This window comes from Candidatus Atelocyanobacterium thalassa isolate ALOHA (assembly GCF_000025125.1).
GTDB lineage: Bacteria > Cyanobacteriota > Cyanobacteriia > Cyanobacteriales > Microcystaceae > Atelocyanobacterium > Atelocyanobacterium thalassae.
In genome coordinates, this window is record NC_013771.1 from 542,717 (window position 1) to 562,600 (window position 19,884).

16 protein-coding genes are annotated in these 19,884 nt (G+C 31.0%); 5 read left to right on the plus strand and 11 right to left on the minus strand.

The features are described from left to right. Window positions 1–172 precede the first annotated feature (172 nt). The gene (locus UCYN_RS02290; RefSeq protein ID WP_012953886.1) at window positions 173–1,735 is read right to left on the minus strand and encodes an NAD(P)H-quinone oxidoreductase subunit N; all 1,563 of its coding nucleotides are present in this window, start codon (window positions 1,733–1,735) and stop codon (window positions 173–175) included. 215 nt (window positions 1,736–1,950) lie between these two features. Beyond that, window positions 1,951–2,493 carry a DciA family protein gene (locus UCYN_RS02295; RefSeq protein ID WP_012953887.1) on the minus strand — a complete coding sequence of 181 codons (543 nt, stop codon included), beginning with the start codon at window positions 2,491–2,493 and terminating at the stop codon, window positions 1,951–1,953. Between the two features lie 204 nt (window positions 2,494–2,697). Here UCYN_RS02295 and UCYN_RS02300 point away from each other — a divergent pair, with 204 nt between their 5' ends. Further along, entirely contained in the window at window positions 2,698–3,858 is a 1,161-nt protein-coding gene (locus UCYN_RS02300; RefSeq protein WP_012953888.1) for a cysteine desulfurase family protein, read from the plus strand. A 9-nt stretch (window positions 3,859–3,867) separates the two neighbouring features. Here UCYN_RS02300 and UCYN_RS02305 read toward each other — a convergent pair whose 3' ends face one another. From UCYN_RS02305 to UCYN_RS02315, 3 genes are all read right to left on the minus strand, one after another. Beyond that, window positions 3,868–5,259 (minus strand): TldD/PmbA family protein, encoded by a 1,392-nt coding sequence (locus UCYN_RS02305; RefSeq protein ID WP_012953889.1) that lies wholly within the window; start codon window positions 5,257–5,259, stop codon window positions 3,868–3,870. A gap of 213 nt (window positions 5,260–5,472) precedes the next feature. Further along, window positions 5,473–5,940, minus strand: a complete 468-nt coding sequence (locus UCYN_RS02310) for an anti-sigma factor family protein (RefSeq protein WP_012953890.1) — start codon at window positions 5,938–5,940, stop codon at window positions 5,473–5,475. A 113-nt stretch (window positions 5,941–6,053) separates the two neighbouring features. Further along, entirely contained in the window at window positions 6,054–6,707 is a 654-nt protein-coding gene (locus UCYN_RS02315) for a sigma-70 family RNA polymerase sigma factor (RefSeq protein WP_012953891.1), read from the minus strand. A 252-nt stretch (window positions 6,708–6,959) separates the two neighbouring features. Here UCYN_RS02315 and dapF point away from each other — a divergent pair, with 252 nt between their 5' ends. Beyond that, the gene (gene dapF / locus UCYN_RS02320) at window positions 6,960–7,799 is read left to right on the plus strand and encodes a diaminopimelate epimerase (RefSeq protein WP_012953892.1); all 840 of its coding nucleotides are present in this window, start codon (window positions 6,960–6,962) and stop codon (window positions 7,797–7,799) included. 194 nt (window positions 7,800–7,993) lie between these two features. Continuing rightward, window positions 7,994–8,698: a GIY-YIG nuclease family protein gene (locus UCYN_RS02325; protein ID WP_012953893.1), complete on the plus strand. Its 705-nt coding sequence runs from the start codon at window positions 7,994–7,996 to the stop codon at window positions 8,696–8,698. 161 nt (window positions 8,699–8,859) lie between these two features. Here UCYN_RS02325 and UCYN_RS02330 read toward each other — a convergent pair whose 3' ends face one another. The 6 genes from UCYN_RS02330 to UCYN_RS02355 all read right to left on the minus strand — a co-directional run bounded on the left by UCYN_RS02330 (window position 8,860) and on the right by UCYN_RS02355 (window position 17,427). Further along, window positions 8,860–9,756, minus strand: a complete 897-nt coding sequence (locus UCYN_RS02330) for a hypothetical protein (RefSeq protein ID WP_012953894.1) — start codon at window positions 9,754–9,756, stop codon at window positions 8,860–8,862. Between the two features lie 159 nt (window positions 9,757–9,915). Then, complete coding sequence (tsf, locus tag UCYN_RS02335) at window positions 9,916–10,581, minus strand: translation elongation factor Ts (RefSeq protein ID WP_012953895.1); 666 nt, start codon at window positions 10,579–10,581, stop codon at window positions 9,916–9,918. Between the two features lie 215 nt (window positions 10,582–10,796). Continuing rightward, the gene (rpsB, locus tag UCYN_RS02340; protein ID WP_012953896.1) at window positions 10,797–11,615 is read right to left on the minus strand and encodes a 30S ribosomal protein S2; all 819 of its coding nucleotides are present in this window, start codon (window positions 11,613–11,615) and stop codon (window positions 10,797–10,799) included. Between the two features lie 221 nt (window positions 11,616–11,836). After that, entirely contained in the window at window positions 11,837–13,045 is a 1,209-nt protein-coding gene (locus UCYN_RS02345; protein WP_012953897.1) for an LptF/LptG family permease, read from the minus strand. A 548-nt stretch (window positions 13,046–13,593) separates the two neighbouring features. Beyond that, complete coding sequence (topA, locus tag UCYN_RS02350; RefSeq protein ID WP_012953898.1) at window positions 13,594–16,215, minus strand: type I DNA topoisomerase; 2,622 nt, start codon at window positions 16,213–16,215, stop codon at window positions 13,594–13,596. Window positions 16,216–16,482: 267 nt separating this feature from the next. Continuing rightward, window positions 16,483–17,427: a bifunctional riboflavin kinase/FAD synthetase gene (locus UCYN_RS02355; RefSeq protein ID WP_012953899.1), complete on the minus strand. Its 945-nt coding sequence runs from the start codon at window positions 17,425–17,427 to the stop codon at window positions 16,483–16,485. Window positions 17,428–18,028: 601 nt separating this feature from the next. Here UCYN_RS02355 and UCYN_RS02360 point away from each other — a divergent pair. Continuing rightward, on the plus strand, window positions 18,029–19,147 hold the full coding sequence (locus UCYN_RS02360; RefSeq protein WP_012953900.1) for a glycosyltransferase: 1,119 nt from the start codon (window positions 18,029–18,031) through the stop codon (window positions 19,145–19,147). Between the two features lie 215 nt (window positions 19,148–19,362). After that, window positions 19,363–19,848: a 2-C-methyl-D-erythritol 2,4-cyclodiphosphate synthase gene (gene ispF, locus UCYN_RS02365; RefSeq protein ID WP_012953901.1), complete on the plus strand. Its 486-nt coding sequence runs from the start codon at window positions 19,363–19,365 to the stop codon at window positions 19,846–19,848. The last annotated feature ends 36 nt before the right edge of the window (window positions 19,849–19,884 follow it).

Here is a 19,884-nt window from a genome sequence, read left to right on the forward strand (position 1 = left end):
TGTTTCAAACTACTATTCTTATAGTATGTATAACGATTTTAGGTAAAAAATATTAGTCCATTTCAGTTACCTGGGCCAAAATAAAGTATTGAGATTACGTCATCGGTTATGTGATTAATCAGGTAGGTATAATACCTACCTGATTATTACTAATCTTATCAAAACCAAAGTTTTAATCTATTGACAAAACCAATGCTTCTGTTTGAGAAACATGAATATTGTTAGCACTTGCTTGTAAGATTGGGGTACTGATCACTGAATCATGAGCTAAGTTAATTAAAGGATTAGATAAGATTCCTATTAAAGAAGTTGCTACTACAGATAGAACTAGGCCAACTTGCAAAGGCCTCATACCTACCAAGTTCCACCTGACTTTAGGATAATTTTTAACAGCATCAGACATTTCGGCTTCTTCTTTGACAACCATCATTTTTACTACACGAATGTAATAGTAAATAGATATAACACTAGTAATTAATCCTAATAAAACTAGACCATAAAGTTCAGACTGCCATCCAGCCCAGAAAATATAAATTTTGCCAAAAAATCCTGCTAGAGGAGGTATACCACCGAGAGACAGTAAAGATATACTAAGACACAAAGTCAATAGGGGATCTTTTTGGTATAGTCCTGCATAATCACTAATTTTATCTGTTCCAGTTTGGAGAGAGAAAAGAATTACTCCACTAAAAGCTCCTAAATTCATAAATAAGTACACTAGTAGGTAAAATAGCATACTAGAATATCCAGTATCTGTACCTGCAATTAGACCTATCATTATAAATCCCGCTTGAGCAATTGAGGAATAGGCTAGCATTCTTTTCATACTAGTTTGAGCCAAAGCTACTATATTCCCCAAAATCATACTCATGATAGCTAAGGCAGTAAAAATTAAATGCCACTCATCCGTTATGGAGGAAAAAGCAGTTACTAACAAGCGAATAGCTAAAGCGAAACCAGCTGTTTTAGATCCAACAGAAAGAAAAGCAACTACTGGCGTAGGTGATCCTTCATATACATCTGGAGTCCACTGATGAAAAGGAACTGCAGATATTTTAAATCCAATACCAGCAATCATGAATACTAAAGCAACTGCTAGTTCCAGAGAAGAACTATGACTACTACCTATAAAACTACTAGATATAGAGCTGAGAATTGTTTCTCCTCCTGATATCCCATAAAGGAGAGAGGCTCCATAAAGAAAAATAGCCGTGCTAGAAGCTCCTATTAAAAGATACTTTAAAGCTGCTTCATTAGAACGGGGATCTCGTTTCATATATCCTGTCATTAGATATGAGGAAATACTTAACATCTCCATAGAAATAAAAATCATTACCAGTTCATTAGCACCAGAAAGAAACATGCCTCCAAGCGTAGCTGTTAGCATGATGACAATAAATTCTGCTAAAGGTGTTCCTGTCTGTTCTACATATCGAATAGACATAGAAATAGTAATAATTGTAGATAAAGCAATAATTGCTCTAAAAATAATACTTAAATGATCCCCATTAAAGCTTCCTAGGAAGCTTATAGTAGAAGGGTTGTTCCAATTAATGCAAAGAGAAATTAATGAAGCAAACAAGCCAATTATTGCTCCATAAGGAAGCCATATCCTGGCGTTACGTCCTCCAATTAAATCTCCAACGAGAATCGAGATTAAAGTGATAATGACAATTCCTTCAGGAAGAATTGTTCCAGCATTCAGTTGGCTGGCAATATTGCTAGAAAAGTCCATAAGTTAGTCAGTAACAAAGGTTCGCAAAAGATACCTAAGCCATTAAACTTGAGATATCTGTGTTTGATGAGATAAACGTCCTTCTGCAATCATAAGATATAGGAGTAAAATCATGCTAGTTTTTATATTAGTAATCATGTCCTAGAAAAATTATTTTGATGTCATTGTTATTATTTTTTATGAATAATTATTGATTTTATATATTTTTAGAGTTTTTATCTTATACAAAGATAGCATTTTGACCATCTTTCTAATTCATGTAGAGAAGCTGGACGTTTACATTGTGGACAAACTGAAAAAGACTTTAATCTTTTTTTGATGACTTTAGTCCATCCTGTAAAAGCTTCTTGAGGTGTTTGATTTTTTTCTGTAATAATTTTTTTATCAAATTCATATGAATCATTATGAGAGAAAAAACATTTTTTTTTCTGTTCACTTAGATTAGAACAAGAAATTTTTTTACCAGACCATTTAGCTGAGGAAAAATGAAGCTTATCTATCGGATTGTCTGATAGTTGCTGATTAATTTTTTTCAGTAAGGAATATTTCTGAAATGACAGTTCTTGAGACCATCCTGAACTTGAAGTTGTAATATAGACAATATTTTGATTAATAGATAATATACTTGTATTAGTTAATGTGTTATTCGTAACTACATTTTTCCATATGTTACATACTTCTAAGTATCTATGATAATGAGTCCAATGTTCTTTTTTTATTAGAGATTCTAATGGTTTATTCAGTAAAGTAAATGCCATCTTAAAAAAATTAGTAAATATAGAAATATTTTTGTTTTAATCTATTAGAAAAAAGATTAATTAATAATTTTATACAATATATGTTCATTAAAATATATCTAAATAATAGAATACATATTGATATTACTATTAATAATTTTTTAAAGACAACAAAAAATCTATCAGTTAAATTACAGCAATATTAATTAAATCATCATCTTTACAATGCAAATTTATCTTGACTATAGTTCTACAACACCTCCTCGCCCAGAAGTAGTTACTTATATCAATCAGGTTTGTACTCAAGGCTGGGGTAACCCTTCCAGCACACATCAATGGGGTAAAAAAGCTTCCATGATTCTAGAAAGAGCAAGAATACAAATAGCTAATTCAATCAAAGCTAATGACATAGAATCAATCATTTTTACTTCAGGAGGGACTGAAGCCAATAATTTAGCCATTTTAGGTACAGCTAAGCAACATAAAAGAAGACAACATATTATTATTTCGAGTGTTGAACATTCATCAATTAATAAGCCTATAAAATTTTTAGAGACTCATGGGTGGGAAATCACTCGTTTACCTGTAGATTATCAAGGTAAAGTTAATCCTTTTGATCTAAAAGCTGCTATCAGAAAAAATACTGTTCTTATTTCTATAATTTATGGACAAAGTGAAGTAGGAACTCTACAGCCCATTAAAGAATTATCTGAAATTGCAAAAAGTTATGGCATTCTCTTTCATACAGATGCAGCACAAGCAATTGGTAAATTAGCTATCAATGTTCAAGATTTAAATATTGATTTACTATCTTTCTCAGCTCATAAAATTTATGGAACCCAGGGTATAGGAGCTTTGTACATACGTCCAGGAAGTATAGTTTCTCCCTTATTCCATGGAGGAGGGCAAGAAAAAGGAATACGTTCCGGAACTCAATCTTTAGCTACCATTGCTGGTTTTGGATTGGCTACAGAATTAATTTGTAGAGAGATGATTGAAGAAAGCAATAGACTAATGCAGTTACGAAACCAATTATTCAAATATATGTCTGATTATCCATATTTGATTGTTAGTGGGGATAAAAAATATCGCCTTCCCCATCATGCAAGTTTTATCTTTTCAAATTTATCAAAAAACCAAAAATTGAAAAAGATCACTGGTCAGACTATAGTTCGTCATATGAATTTAGCAGGTATCGGTATTAGCGCTGGATCAGCTTGTCATAGCGGTAAATTAATTCCTAGCCCAGTGCTATTAGCTATGGGTTATTCTGCGAGTGATGCAGTAAGTGGAATTCGTTTAACTTTAGGTAAAAATACTAGTAAAGATGATATTACTTGGACAGCTATTGTGTTAAAACAAATTCTTAGTCGTCTTCTTTCTTAAATTATATTATTATATTTTCCCTCCAATCATTACATTGTTGATACGTAAGCTTGGTCCTCCGCAACCGACAGCCAGGCCATTTTGACCATTTTTACAACAACCTCCTGATTCATCCCAATAAAAATCATCACCAATTGCTTCAATATTTCCTAATGTTTTAAATGTATTTCCTGATAATGTAACATCTCTTATTGGTTCGGAAATTTGGCCATTCCTTATCATCCAAGCCTCACCTGCACTAAAAGTATATATTTCTCCATTTGTCATTCCGCCTAACCAATTTTTTGCATAAATCCCTTGCTTGATACCATCAAATAAATTTTTAACTGGAGTCTTGCCACGTTCAATCCAAGTATTAGTCATTCGAACTAAAGGAGGATAATAATAATTTAAACAACGTGCATTACCAGTAGGACGTTCATTTAGTTTTCCCGCAGTTTCACGAGAGTGAAGTCTACCAACTACCAAACCATCCTCAACTAACTGAGTAGTTGTGGCTGGAACTCCTTCATCATCATAAAAGTAACTTCCTCGATGTCCTTGAGGTGCTGCTCCATCAAAAATCTGTAATATTTTAGGTCCAAATTTTCTTCCTAAACCTACTACTTTTAAAAGATCAGGATTTTTACAAAACATATCAGCTTCTGAAAAATGTCCAAAAGCTTCATGTACAAATAATCCAGTTAATACTGGATCTATAACAACTGTGTAATGTCCACCTTTTACTGAAGGTATAGCTAAAGAATTTACAGCTCTTGTCGCTGCACTTCTGACTTTTTTATCTAATCCAGTTAATTTATCATAGCCTTCCCTTGATCCAATAGTTTCTCTCCCAATTTTTAAATTTTCACCATTTTGTGCAATTGCCGAAAATCTCATTTCAATATCAATCCAAGATTGATCAATCATTGTTCCTTCAGACGTTGCTATGATTACGTTATGAGAGCTGTCATTATAGCTAACTGAAGTATTTTTAATTAGATGGCTTACACTTTGCAAGATATCGTTATATCTATGACATAATTCTTTCTTTTCTAGTAAACTAACTTTAAACGGATTACGACTAGTTAAAGGAAGTTCACATGTAGTTTGAATAGGAATAACTGGTGCAAGAATAGTTCTGTTTATTCCTACTAGAATTGCTGCACTAACTGCTTTTTCTATACTTTGAGATAAGTGAGAGAAAGAGTTAAAAGAGGCAAAACCCCATCCTCCCTTGTAACAAGCACGTACCTGCCCCCCTTTTGAAATAGTTTCATTAAAATTTTCTGTTATGTTTTTTTCTAATCGAATATTTGTTCCTTTAGAAGTCTCAAGTCTAATAGAGAGATAATCAACACGGTTAAGATTTTTGGCTATCAGATCAGACAGTATGCTTTTATAATTATTAATATTAGTCATAGCTATAAATATATTATCTGTTAGAATAATCTGCTGAGTTATTATTTTTTATTCTAAAAATTATATAAATAACTATATAAAAGAATTAAGTCTTTGAATTAAGTGTGAACTATAAAGTTAAATAAAAGTTATTTTATACACTAAATTAATTTTTGGAATATATAAATATCCATAGTTTAAATAATCATGTAATATCAAAAAATAAAATTTTTATTATCTAATTTTGTTTGGTATCTCTAATACAGGCCTATTCAATGCGATTGTCAAAGCCTGATTTTGATTTTTTTGAACATAATGATGAAATACAAATCCATCTTGTAACCAAATAGTCCCAAATATCATAGCCATAGTACCCAGACCACTAAGAATCGTATTAATTTTTTTACGCTTTTGAGAATCAATTTTATAAAAAATATTTTGAGATAAAGTAGATTTAGAACTAATACTAATATTTATAGGTCTAGAAATAACAAAGGTTTCTCTTTTAATTCGCAATAATATCTTATACGACCTATTAAAATTTGGATCAGTATCTAACCAATATTCAATTGCCTTAATCTCTTGTGACGTTACTTCACCATCAACATAAGCACTAAGCAATTCGAAACGCTTAGACTCGTCTTTTAAATTATTACAATAATTTGTTATTAATTTTTTCTTATATTCAGAATTAGAAACCATTGCTAACCTCCCTATATATAAACCAAGAACTTTGGTTGCAGAGATGGAGATTAATATTAGTACTCTTGTAATATTCTTTATTAATTAAGAATAAAACAATAATAAGACCAAAATTAATCAATATATTTTTGTAAAACAGTTTGAAGCTTTGCTCTAGCTCTAGCGATCCTTGATTTAACTGTTCCTAGAGAAACTTCTGTCATTTCTGCAATTTCTTCATATGCTAAACCTTCTATTTCACGAAGGACTATAGCGACACGAAATGCTTCTGGTAGACCAGCAATCGCAGCTTGTAAACGGTCATAAAATTCACGAGTTGCAAGATTATCATCAGGACTTGGATAATCTGAAATAATATCCCATTCTATTTCTCCATCATCTACTCTTCTAGGCGCATCTAGAGACATGGGATGACGCACTCGTTTACGCTTCCTAAGCTCATCATAGAATAAGTTTGTTGCAATGCGACTCAGCCACCCTCTAAACTTTACTGGTTCATTAAGCCTTTTAACATTTCTATAGACACGAATCCAAACCTCTTGAGCTAGATCTGCACGATCTTGCCAATCAGGTGCTAAATGGTAAAGAACTCTATCAACATGAGATTGGTAGCGATTTAGTAATTCAGTAAATGCTCCTCTATCAGGCTGAGAACCTTTCTGACATAAGATAATAAGATCATAATTGGAGAGTTTTTCCGGAGGCACTTTAGATTGATATTTTTGCCATTGGCTAAATAGTCCAGGTGCCGAAATTGCTTGACTCATAACTTTACCCAAGATATATCTGTTTACCCCTGATATTCCTTACCAAAGGACGTCAATTAATTAAAATAGTTCCTTAAGTTTCAGTGTCTTAAAATATTATAAGCATAATTATTAATAATATAGAAAATTACTAATTATGCTTACAATATTAGTATTGTAAGCATAATTAGTAATTTTTATTAACTTTTACATTTTTTATTAACTTTTACATATTATTATTGTGTTTTTGAATAATTAAATTAGGTCCATATTATGTATTTCTTTAAGTATCAAGGTTTAGGTAATGATTTTATTTTAATTGATAATAGAAGTAGTTCTGAACTTTTGTTATCCTCTGGACAGATACTAAAAATGTGTAACCGTCATTTTGGAATTGGAGCTGATGGAGTTATTTTTCTTTTATCTGGAGATAAAGTTAGCGATTATGGCATGCATATTTTTAATTCTGATGGTTCAGAGCCAGAAATGTGCGGCAATGGAATTCGCTGCCTAATAAGTTTTATCAGCAATTTAGAAAATTTTGAACAAACTAATAAAATCTATAGGATAAAGACATTAGCAGGTATTATAAAAGCCGAACTACAAACTCAAACACAAGTAAGAGTGGAAATGGGGACTCCTCTATTTTTAAATAAACAGATTCCTACAACTTTAAGCGATAAAGATAATACAGTTATTAATTATCCATTAGAGATAGAGAAAAAAAATTGGTTAGTTACTTGTGTCAATATGGGTAATCCTCATTGTATTACATTTGTCGAAGATACTAACCTGATTAACTTGGAAAAATTAGGCCCACTATTTGAATATCATTCTGCTTTTCCAGAACGTATTAATACAGAATTTATTGAAATTGTACGTCCTAACCACTTAAAGATGCGAGTTTGGGAAAGGGGAGCAGGGGCTACTCTTGCTTGTGGAACAGGTGCTTGTGCATCAGTAGTTGCTGGAGTTATAACTAATAGAGCTGAACGAGTATGCACTGTTGAGTTGCCTGGAGGGAATCTTTTGATTGAGTGGGTAGAAGATAGTAATAAAGTATACATGACTGGTAGCGCAGAAAGAGTTTTTATAGGAGAATACAATCAATAAACTACATTCCATAAACCTAGTTAAATACTACTTAATAGAAAATTAAAATTATTATTATTTAATAAATTTTTATCAGAAAAGAAGTATCTTTGTCTGCTCTTCCATAAATGAATATATAGAAAATAAAACTAATAATTTTAAACATGTTATTTATCAATTATTTTAAATTAATAATTATTATCTTTAGTGTATTTATGTCAAAATCATCTACATTGAGTGCGCAAGAGAATGAATTTATAAATTCTTTGTCTTCACCTCAAATTCATCCTTTACCAATCACTTTAAAGGAGTTAAACGATGAGATTTCTTTAGATAGTTATTTGGAGAAAGTTAAAAGTAATTCGATAGGATATCTTGTATGGTCTAGACTTCCAGTCAAAATTTATATAGATGAAGAAAATCATACAAATAATTATAGAATATCTATTGAACAACTAAGAGTTAATCAATGGATCAGTACTGTTAAAAAAGCAATTTTTGAATGGAGTGCTTATTTGCCCATAGTAGAAATTTCCAATATCGAACTTGCAGAAATTGTTATTTCAAGAGCTGAACCACCGTTAAATACAGAGAATAATTCAAGCAATAAGAATATAACTACAATAAAGGCAAAAACAGCACAAACTAGCTATAAATTTCATATTTGCAACAATATACTACTTCATCAAATGATGATACATATTAGTTCAAATTTAGGAGAAATTTCTACTTTATCTGCGGCACGACATGAAATTGGACATGGAATAGGTATTTGGGGACATAGCACGGACGAAAAAGATGCTCTTTATTACTCCTCAAATAAATTTCTTGCTCCCATATCTTTAAAAGATATTAATACATTAAGACAAGTATACAAAAGACCTACTCGGATAGGATGGAAGGTATTTAATAGTGAATAATTAATTATAATGCAACTATAGGGTATGTATATTTTTTTATATAATAAAACTTCTAAAGCTTAAATATTAACGTAGATAATCTTTACTCATGGAGTAATTAAATAATAAATTTAAGTTAATATCGGTGTAGAGTTACTATAAAAACTATTGTAATGACATTATTAATTACACCAATTCGAGTTCCATTCTGATTCTGCTTTTGCCTGAATATATTCTTTCTTAATTTTTTGATATTTTTTCTGTACTTGATTTAGTTTTTCAGTTTGCTGACTAATTTTTTTTCTTCTAAAGCTTAATTCAGAATCATTGAATTCAATATCGGATAGTTTTAAATGAAGCGTAGATATTTTTATAACGGAAGGTTCTTTAGAATTTTTTCCCCCTAATTCTGATATCTTATTACTTGCATTTTCTTCTACTAGTAAATTAAGGATATTAGGATAACTTTCTGATAAAAATCTTTTGTCTTCAACTTTTGATCCTATTTCAAATAAATGAGATGTTGAATAGTTAGAAATAATTTTGTTCTGTTTTAATCTATTATTAATTTCTTGAGAAAAATTATTTAAAGTTATTTGAATTCCTTGTTCAATACCTCTACACCATTTAATTAAATCTTCAGGATTGATAATTTTATCTTCATCTTTATCATTTTTATCTAATTTATTTGTAAACGATAGTCTTTTTCTCTTATCTTGAAACTGTTTTATATTGTCTTTTTTATAAGGAAACAAATATTTTGATATTTCTCCCACCACTACCTCTGAAGATATAGGTTGCGGGACAGTCATATATGATAGAAATTGAAATTCAGAGCTTTTACATAGTTCTTTAATTTTTTCTTGTAGCTCTTTTCTCTGACTATTAGATAACTTTAAAAATAATTTAGGATAAATATGAGTACAAATTTGATAAACTGCTAATATTAATTGCTTATTTGATGTAGAACCTAATAATTTTAAGTAATCTTTATAAATGTTATTAAATTCAAAAAAAAGCTGTGTTGACTTTTTTTCCAGCTCTTTTTTTTCTTGATTAATTCTTTGAAAAGATCTCATAATATACTGAACATCATAAATTAATTTAAATATAAAAAAGACAAAAGCCAGGAATATTTACCTACTTTTGTCTTTAACTATATCTTAGATAACCTACTTTCTTTTTACTTTTTTTCAAATATCAAGTTTTTATTTTGATAAAAGTTACTCTAGAAAAGATTATCCTACGATTTGTCCTGTTTGCGCTGCAACTTCAGCGGCAAAATCAGTTTCATGTTTTTCAATCCCTTCTCCTAAAACAAAACGAGTAAAACGACGAACCTGAATATTTTCTCCAAGTTGTGAAATATTTTGCTTTAATAATTCCTCAACCGTAATACTAGAATCTTTAATAAAAGGTTGATCTAGAAGAGAAAGATCTTTTTTACGCTTCTCAATTCGTCCTTGGACTATTTTCTCTTTAATATTTTCGGGCTTATTTCCTAAATCATCTCTCCCCATCTCAATTTCTATTTCTTTATTGACAATTGTCTGGGGAATATTGGCTTGATTAACATACTCAACATTAGGACAGGCAGCTATTTGCATAGCAATATTCTGAACTAATTCTTTAAATTCATCTCTGCGTGCAACAAAATCTGTTTCACAATTAATTTCTACAAGAACTCCTATTCGACCTCCTGTATGTATGTAGCTATGGACTAAGCCTTCTGCTGTTTGTCTGCCTGATTTTTTTTCAGCAGATGTAATTCCTTTTTGTCGCAACCATTCTGTTGCTTTTTCTATTTCACCTTGATTTTCCTGTAACGCTTTCTTGCAGTCCATCATGCCTGCACCAGTCTTTACGCGGAGTTCTTTAACTAGTTTTGCTGAAATTTCAACCATTTTAATTCTTGTTTTTAATGTAAATAATCATGACATAAGAGAGGGTAACATTAAGGACAGCTTAAAAAGCTTTTTTGTATATGAAACAGATCAATTAGCTGATTTACTTTCATATAAAGGTATCCTAAAATGTTGTTAGCTCAATCTTGAGTAAAAGCTTTGTGAAGTTAAGAAAATTAACGACTTTTATCTTTCGAGACATTATTTAAAAAGAATTAAGCCTGATTTTCCTTTTCTTCTATATTTTCACCTTCCAGACTAGATGATACAGAAGTACTTTCTTCAATTTTTTCAATATTATTTTCTATGAAACTTTCATCAGAAGTTTCATAGTCGTCATTTGCATTTACGCGACGATGAGATCCTTCATCTATAGCATCTGCTAGTTTTCCTAAAATTAACTTAATTGAACGAATTGCATCATCATTAGCTGGAATAGGAATATCAGCATAATCAGGATCGCAATTTGTATCTAATAAAGATATCATTGGAATTCCTAATTTTTGGCACTCTTGGATAGCATTATACTCACGTCGCTGATCCACAATAACAACAACATCAGGAGGTCGACGCATCGTTTTAATGCCTCCTAAATATTTTTGCAATTTGCCTAACTCTCTTCTTAATACAGCTCCTTCTTTTTTAGGACGTTTTTCAATTTGACCACTTTCTTCCATCGCTTCTAATTCTTTCAAGCGCTCAACTCTAGTTTTAATGGTCTCCCAATTAGTGAGCATTCCGCCTAACCAACGTTGGTTAACATAATTAGCTCCACAACGAGATGCTTCTTGAGCAATAATTCCTGCTGCTTGTCTCTTGGTTCCTACAAATAAAAATCGTTTTCCTTTATCAGATCCATTACGGACATATTGATAAGCATCTTCCATTAACTGTGCAGTTTGCACTAAATCGATAATATGAACTCCATTACGAGCTGTGTAGATATACTGAGACATTTTAGGATTCCAACGGCGGGTTTGATGTCCAAAATGTACTCCAGATTCTAGCAGTTCAGAGAGAGATACTACTGGCATGATTTTTTCTCCTATTTCGGGTTATTCCTCCATTCAAGTGTATTTCTTTCCAGAAACACCCGAAGTCTCGAATGTGCGGTATTTTAACAACCTCTATAAATTAGCATAATTTTGTTCAATTTCAAACTTAAATAATTAATAGGAGATTTTTTTTATGGTAATTGGCTAAATATTCAATATAGTTTTAGTATTTTACTTGAAGAAATTTTTTTACAACTAGCTTAAGATTCAGCAAACCAATAAAGTAAATATAATCCTATACCTAAGCCAATAGCATTTGGTAACCAAGCAGCCATAAATGGTGAAACAACACCTATTAAACCTAAACTACCAATTAAAAAGCCAAGAAGATAGTATATGAAAACAATTACAACACTTAGTCCAAAACCCATTGCACGATTGATATACTGAGGGCTTGTACCCAGAGCAGAGCCAATTACCCCAAATACAATGCATATAAAAGGAAAAGCTATTTTTTGTTGAACTCTAACTTGAAAAGTACGAAGTTTTTGCTCATCTTCCATCACTCTCAGAATTTTCATATACTTTTGTGCTTGAAAAATATTCATTTCATAAGGGTCACGACCTTCTTGAATAAATTCAAAAGCAGATTTGGCTAGAGGTAACTGTCTATGCTTAAAGGAATAGGTTCCTTGATAAGAAGAATCTGGAGCTAGTTGATAAATAGTTCCATTAAAAAAATCCCAAGTTTCATCTTGTGCATTCCATGCTGCTGAATCTGAAACAACAATACGATTTAATTTTTTTTCAAGCCATTCTAGTACTGTTAAAGTCTCAAGTTTTTGACCGTCAAATTTTTCTGCAAAAAATAAATGTTTTAGTTGTTTCTCAGTGCTTCCGTCAGGAAGCACTACCTTTTCATAATCAGGATAAAAAATATCTTTATTTTGCCAATAAGGTCGTTCTTCTTGGAGATGCTCAACTAATATACTAGTAACACGGTAATTAGCTGCTGGAACTATTAATTCACTAAATATAAAAGTTATCCCTGTCATTATCAAACTTATTATAAAAGCAGGCATAACCAGGCGATAAAGACTAGCTCCACAAACTCGTAAAGCAATTAACTCACTATCACCGCTAAGACGTCCATAAGTTAATAAAGTACTTAACATCATGGAAATGGGTAAGGCATAAGCAGTAAATTCTGGAATTTTTAAGAATATAATTTCTAGTGCTTGTATTAAAGGTAAATCAGACTCTACTACTTTATTTGACAGGTCCGATAAATAACCAATAGCTACTCCAAGTATAGATACTAAGCCAACTGAAAAAGCCAGAGGTCCAATTAGTTGTGATAGGATATAGCGATCTATCAAATAAAAGGACCAACCATTCTTAACTGGTAATGTTTTCAGAAAGTAACCTAAAAATTTAATAGCTCTTATAAATATTGTTTGTGGAGACATAATAAATATTATTTGAGAAGAAATTTAAGAGACTTTCAAAAGTTGATTTTCTCAAATTTAGTCCTTAACCTATTTTATGTGCATTGTATGTATTGAGACTGTGAATAATATTAACTATCTCAAAATTTTAGGAATGTTAATGTATAAACTTATTTATAAGAAATATTTTATCGACTTTTAATAAAACTATAGTCAAATACAAATTTTATTTAAAAATCATATTACTATATTCTGTACGATACAAAAATATCATTCTAATTTTTAAAGAAATACTATTACCTAATGAATTAAAAACCGAATAATTACACTTTATAAAAATAGTTTTTTTTACTAATTAGTATAGGAATATATGGATTCATATTAACTTAATAACATTTTATTGAGCAAATAATTAATAAAATAATAGGAAGTAATATTGAGTTGATTCTTTGCTGAATTCACTCAATATTATTATCCCAATAATTTAAATCTAATCTTTTTTACTTTTCTTTGCTGCAGTTGATTTCTTTGCTGCAGTTGATTTCTTTGTTGCAGTTGATTTTTCTATTTCAGTTGATTTTCTTGGCAGTTGCTTTCTTGGCAGTTGCTTTCTTGGCAGGTGTTTTCTTGGCAGGTGTTTTCTTGGCAGGTGTTTTCTTCAATAATAATTTTAATGCTTTTTCTAAAGTTATATCATCAATTTTATCTTTCTTAGATAAGCTTACATTTATTTTTTTATGATTTATATAAACACCATAAGGTCCTTCGTAGATATTAATAGGTTCATTATCTTCAGGATGAAGTCCTAACTCTTTTAGTGGTTTTTTTGTTCTTCTTCCTCTAGTAAGTTTTGGTTGAGAGAGTAGTTCAAGTGCTCTCTCAAAAGAGATAGTTAATAAATCATCTTCTTTTTTGAGCGATCTATAATCTTTCCCTTCTTTCCCTTGATCATGTACTACATAAGATCCAAATCTTCCTATATTGACTTTAATACTAGCTTGAGTATCTGGATGAGTTCCTAATAAACGAGGTAATGCTAATAGGCCCAGTGCAATTTCTAAATTTACATCTTCGGGTTTAATACTTTTAGGAAGAGAAGTTCTCTTAGGCTTCTTATTTTCTTCTGTAATTTCTCCTAATTGGACATATGGTCCATAGCTACCAATTAATAAATAAATAGGTTCACCAATATCAGGATGTAATCCAATTTTTTCTGGACCTTCAGTTTTTTGCTTTAATATTTTTGTTACTTGATCGATATTTAAATCGGATGGAGTCAAGTCTGCGGGAATAGAAGCAGTTATTATTTTTTCATTTTGTTCTACTTCTATGTAAGGTCCAAACTTACCAATTTTAATTGTCGTATCTAAATTGTGAAGATTAATAGCTTTAGCTAAACTTGGATTTATTTCATCAGTACGAACTTTGACTTGAGTATCTAAACCTTTATCACCAAAGTAAAATTTTTCTAAGTAAGGAACTCTTAGTACTTCTCCTGTTGCAATTTCATCTAGAGCCTGTTCCATTTTTGAAGTAAACATAGGATCTACTAGTTCAGGAAAGTAGGTTTCTAACAAGCTAACAACAGCAAATGCTGTAAAAGTAGGAACTAAAGCCTTGCTCCTCATTTGGGAATAACCACGATCACATATGGTTCCAATAATACTAGCATAGGTACTAGGACGGCCGATTCCTTCTTTCTCTAATATTTTTACTAGAGACGCTTCAGTATAACGGGCAGGAGGCTGGGTTTTATGACTTATAGCATCTACTTGCTCGCATTTGAGGTGTTCACCTTCTTGAAGATATGGAAGTATGATTTCTTGATTTTCTAATGCTATTTCAGGGTTATCTGATCCTTCAACATAGGCACGAAAAAATCCTGGAAAATCTATACGTTTTCCATAAGCTCGAAATTCTGCATTTTCTACTGCTATAATTACTGAAACTTGTGTTAGTTGAGCATCAGCCATTTGACATGCTACAGTCCGCTTCCAAATAAGATCATAAAGAGAAAGTCTTTGATCCGTTAATCCTGTTTCCTTAGGTATAAGGAAAATATTGCCTGCTGGACGAATTGCTTCATGAGCTTCTTGCGCTCCTTTGCTTACAGTAGTATATTTGCGCGGATGTGGACTTAAAAATTCTTCCCCATACTTCTTCTTCACACATTTTCTAGCTGCATTGATAGCTTCACTAGATAAATTTACTGAATCTGTTCGCATATATGTAATATAACCTTCCTCATATAGCTTCTGAGCTATTCGCATAGTATCTCGTGCTGAAATACCCAGTTTCCGATTAGATTCTTGCTGTAAAGTTGAAGTTGTAAAAGGAGGAAAGGGCTTGTTACTTACCTTCTTTTCTTCAACCTTGACTACATTCCATGTCTTATTTGTATCTTTTAATTGTTCTTTTAGAATATTAGCTTCTTGCTCATCAAGGAGAATAATATTTCGATTGCCAGCTAAGCCACCAGTTTTAGGATCAAAGTCTGAACCTATAGCAATTTTTTTTCCAGAAATACTTATTAATTTAGCTTCAAAAAAGATTTCTTCTTTTTTTAGTAAGACTTTTAGATTCCAATATTCACCAGATTGAAAACTAAGACGCTCTCGTTCTTTTTGGACTAATAAACGTACTGCTACTGACTGTACCCTACCAGCAGATAATCCCCAAGCAATTTTTTTCCATAGTAAAGGGGAAAGTGTATAGCCATATAAACGATCTAGTACACGCCTTGTTTCTTGAGCATGAACTAAGTTTTCATTAATATCACGACAGTTTTCTAAAGATTCTTGAATTGCATCTTTAGTAATTTCATGAAAAACCATACGCTTAATAGGTACTTTAGGTTTTAAGATTTGTAGTAGATGCCAACTAATACTTTCTCCTTCTCTATCTTCATCTGTAGCTAATATCAACTCATCCACACTTTTTAGAGCTGTTTTTAACCCTTGAACTACTTTCTTTTTATCTTTCGGAATAACATAAATAGGATCGAAATTATTTTCTACATCAACGCCTAAGTTAGCCCAGCTTTTACCTTTATAAGAAGCAGGAATCTCACTTGCTGAGGCTGGAAGATCTCGTATGTGGCCCATGGAAGCTTCAACCTGATATTCACTAGGCAAAAAGTTTCTTATCGTACGAGCTTTAGTAGGTGATTCAACAATAACAAGAGTTGACATAATCGTTTTTTAATAATCAAACAGATTTAGTAAGCAAATAGGATTTCTTAAAATTAAGTTTAGTTATAACTTATTCCAAAGAATAAGTTTAACTAATAGAAATTACTAAGTTTATATGTAAACATGATTTTTAATCTTAAAAAAAAGTTACTCTTAAATTCCTTCATAATTACTTTATACATCTAATAAAAATTTATTAATTAGATACTTAGTTAGTCTAATGGAAATTCTATTAAAACATTATAGGCGTAGTCAAGTTATGACTTTTTATATCAATATTGACCTCGCCTTCTTACAATCTTGTTCAATTTGATTTCTCAGAGCCTGCAAAGATGGAAATTTTGTTTCATAACGTAAAAATTTTTCTAGATATACAGTTAGCTTTTTACCATATAGATTACCAGACCAATCCAATAGATGTACCTCTACTGTTAGACTACCGTCAATTGTTGGACGTTTCCCAACATTCATTACCCCTTTGATGATATCTTTATTTTCAAATTCTACATAAACGCAATAAACTCCATTACAAGGTAATAGTTTATTGGTAGGTAGTTTTAGATTAGCAGTAGGAAATCCAATTGTTCTTCCGATTTGTTGTCCAGAGATAACAATACCACGTAAAAAATACGAATATCCTAGCATTTGATTAACTTCTGCAATACTTCCATCTGCTAAATATTCACGAATCTTCGAACTGCTAATCCTTAAAGGATTTTTTTTGTCAGAAGTTAGAAAAGTTTCTAGTCTTATAGTATTTACTGATATTCCAAATCTTTCTGTAAAATCTCTTAATAACTCAACTGTCCCTGTTTTTTTATGTCCAAAATAAAAATTTTCTCCAACTGAGATATATCTTACGTTTAGTTTACCAACTAAAATATCTATAATAAATTCTAGAGGACTTAAAGAAGCTAAATCTTGATTAAATGGTAACCGAATTAACTGTTTAATATTAAGAGAGTTTAATATTTGAACTTTTTCATCTATGGGTGTCAGTAGTTGACGAGTTTCCCCAGTAAAAAATTCTTGAGGGTGAGGTTCAAAAGTAACTACAGTAGGTACATATTGCTTGGCAAATTTTAATATTGGTTTAAGGACTTGTCGATGCCCAAGATGAATTCCATCAAAGTTTCCTAAAGCAACTGCCGTTGGTGTCTTAGCATTATCAATTGAAGATGGTATCCATACACCAAATTTACTGTATATCATTTTGTATATATATGCTTCAGCAGTACTTTTAAACTAATATTTACAGCATCATACTCTAAATATACACTCAATTAATAATCTTTTTCCATAATCTAAATAATAAATATTAATTTATTAAAATTGGGGAAACTATGATTACTTAATTTAAATACTGTTTTACAAAGTATTTAAATTTCATGATTAGACAATAGTTAAGATATTACTTAAAATTGCAGGAAATAGTTATCCTATATAGTTATTAACTGTGATAACTATAATCCTAATTAGTCATTAACTATTAAAAATCAAGTGTGGTATGAAATATTTATATAACAAAGCATCTTGAATTATTTTTATTACTTATATCCTGAATTTTAGATAACTTTTTAATTTAAGACATATTAGAGATCTAAATTGCTTGTAATTTTTTTCACTTAAAATAAACAAATTTTAACTATATGAATAATTATTGTGATAAATAATAAAATTCTTTGCTTTTATAAATTTAGAGTATATATTCGAATACATTGAACAATATATTTTGTTCCAAATAAATATCTAACTTAAAGGAAGTTTGATAGTCTACTACATCTAATTATAATTCTCAAAAATTAACAATAGTATGCGAATTGCTTTATTCACAGAAACTTTTTTACCTAAGATTGACGGCATTGTTACACGTTTGTGTCACACAATCGAAAATTTACAGCGTTCTGGTGATCAAGTCATACTATTTTCTCCTAATGGAGGAATAGAAGAATATAAGGGAGCAGAAATTTATGGAGTTAACGGTATTCCATTACCTCTTTATCCTGAATTAAAATTAGCTATTCCTACTCCTATTGTTTTTAAAAAATTAGAAATATTTAAACCAGATTTAATACATGTAGTTAATCCTGCTTTTCTTGGGCTAGGAGGTATATACTTTGCTAAATCTAAAAACATTCCATTAATTGCTTCATACCATACTCACTTACCTCAATACCTAAAACATTATGGCTTAGGTTCATTAGAAGGACTATTGTGGAAACTATTAAAATTAGCTCATAACCAAGCGCAGCTAAATTTATGTACCTCAACTGCTATGGTCAAAGAACTCGAAAATAATGGTATTGAGAGAGTTAATCTATGGCAAAGAGGTGTGGACACAGAAATGTTTCGACCTAGTTTAGCATCTCAGCAAATGCGTTCATATCTATCAGAAGGAAATCCTGATGATTCTTTATTGCTATATGTTGGAAGAGTTTCATCTGAAAAACAAATTGATAAAATAAAATCTGTTTTAGAAGCAATTCCGAATACTCGTTTGGCAATTGTTGGCAATGGTCCTCATAGAGAAGCATTAAAAGCACATTTTTCTGGTACTAAAACTAATTTTGTTGGCTACCTTCAAGGGTTAGAGCTTGCATCTGCTTTTGCTTCTGCAGATGCTTTTATTTTTCCTTCTCGAACTGAGACACTAGGATTAGTTCTATTGGAATCTATGGCTGCAGGATGTCCTGTGATAGCAGCTAATTCCGGAGGAATTCCCGATATTGTAACTGATAAAGTTAATGGTTATTTATTTGATCCTGACGATCCGAATGGAGCAATTATAGCGACTAAGCATCTTCTGGAGAATACAGCTGAAAAAGAACAATTACAAAAAAATGCTCGAAAAGAGGCAGAACGATGGGGATGGCCGATGGCTACCAACCAGTTAAGAAATTACTATAAAAGTGTCATTAATCAAAAATCATGAGATTTTTATTGTTACAGTTTTAAAAAACTTTATTTTTTGTATGTTAAAAAGTTCCGAACTTTGTACTATTGCTTATAACTAATATACATAATACTAATTAATAAATTCTGATTGTGTGTATTTTTAAGATTTAAGAATTCTTTTTGCTTTCACATAGAGTATATTTTAAATATAAACATTTTTTTACTAGCTCAGGAACCCAAACTTTATAGATAATGGTAGATATTAGAATTGGCAATGGGTATGATATTCATCGTCTTGTATTAGGGAGACCTTTGATTTTAGGAGGTATTCATATTCCTCATAGACTTGGTTTGCTAGGTCATAGTGATGCAGATGTATTAACTCACTCTATTATGGATGCAATGTTAGGAGCATTAAGTTTAGGAGATATCGGTCATTACTTTCCACCTTCTGATTCTCAGTGGGCAAACGCTAATAGCTTGACATTATTAAAACAAGTAAACCAGTTAATCAGATCAGAAGGATGGTATCTTGGAAATATAGATTCAACAATTATTGCTGAAGAGCCTAAAATAAAACCTCATATTCAGCTGATTAAAGAAAAACTTTCTCAAGTTCTCAATATTTGCCAAAATCAAGTTTCTATTAAAGCGACTACTAACGAAAGGCTAGGACCAGTAGGAAGAGAGAAAGGAATATCTTCTTATGCAGTTATTTTGCTGTTTAAAAGTCTATAAAATTAATTATTAAAAAATAATAACAAATGAAACTTG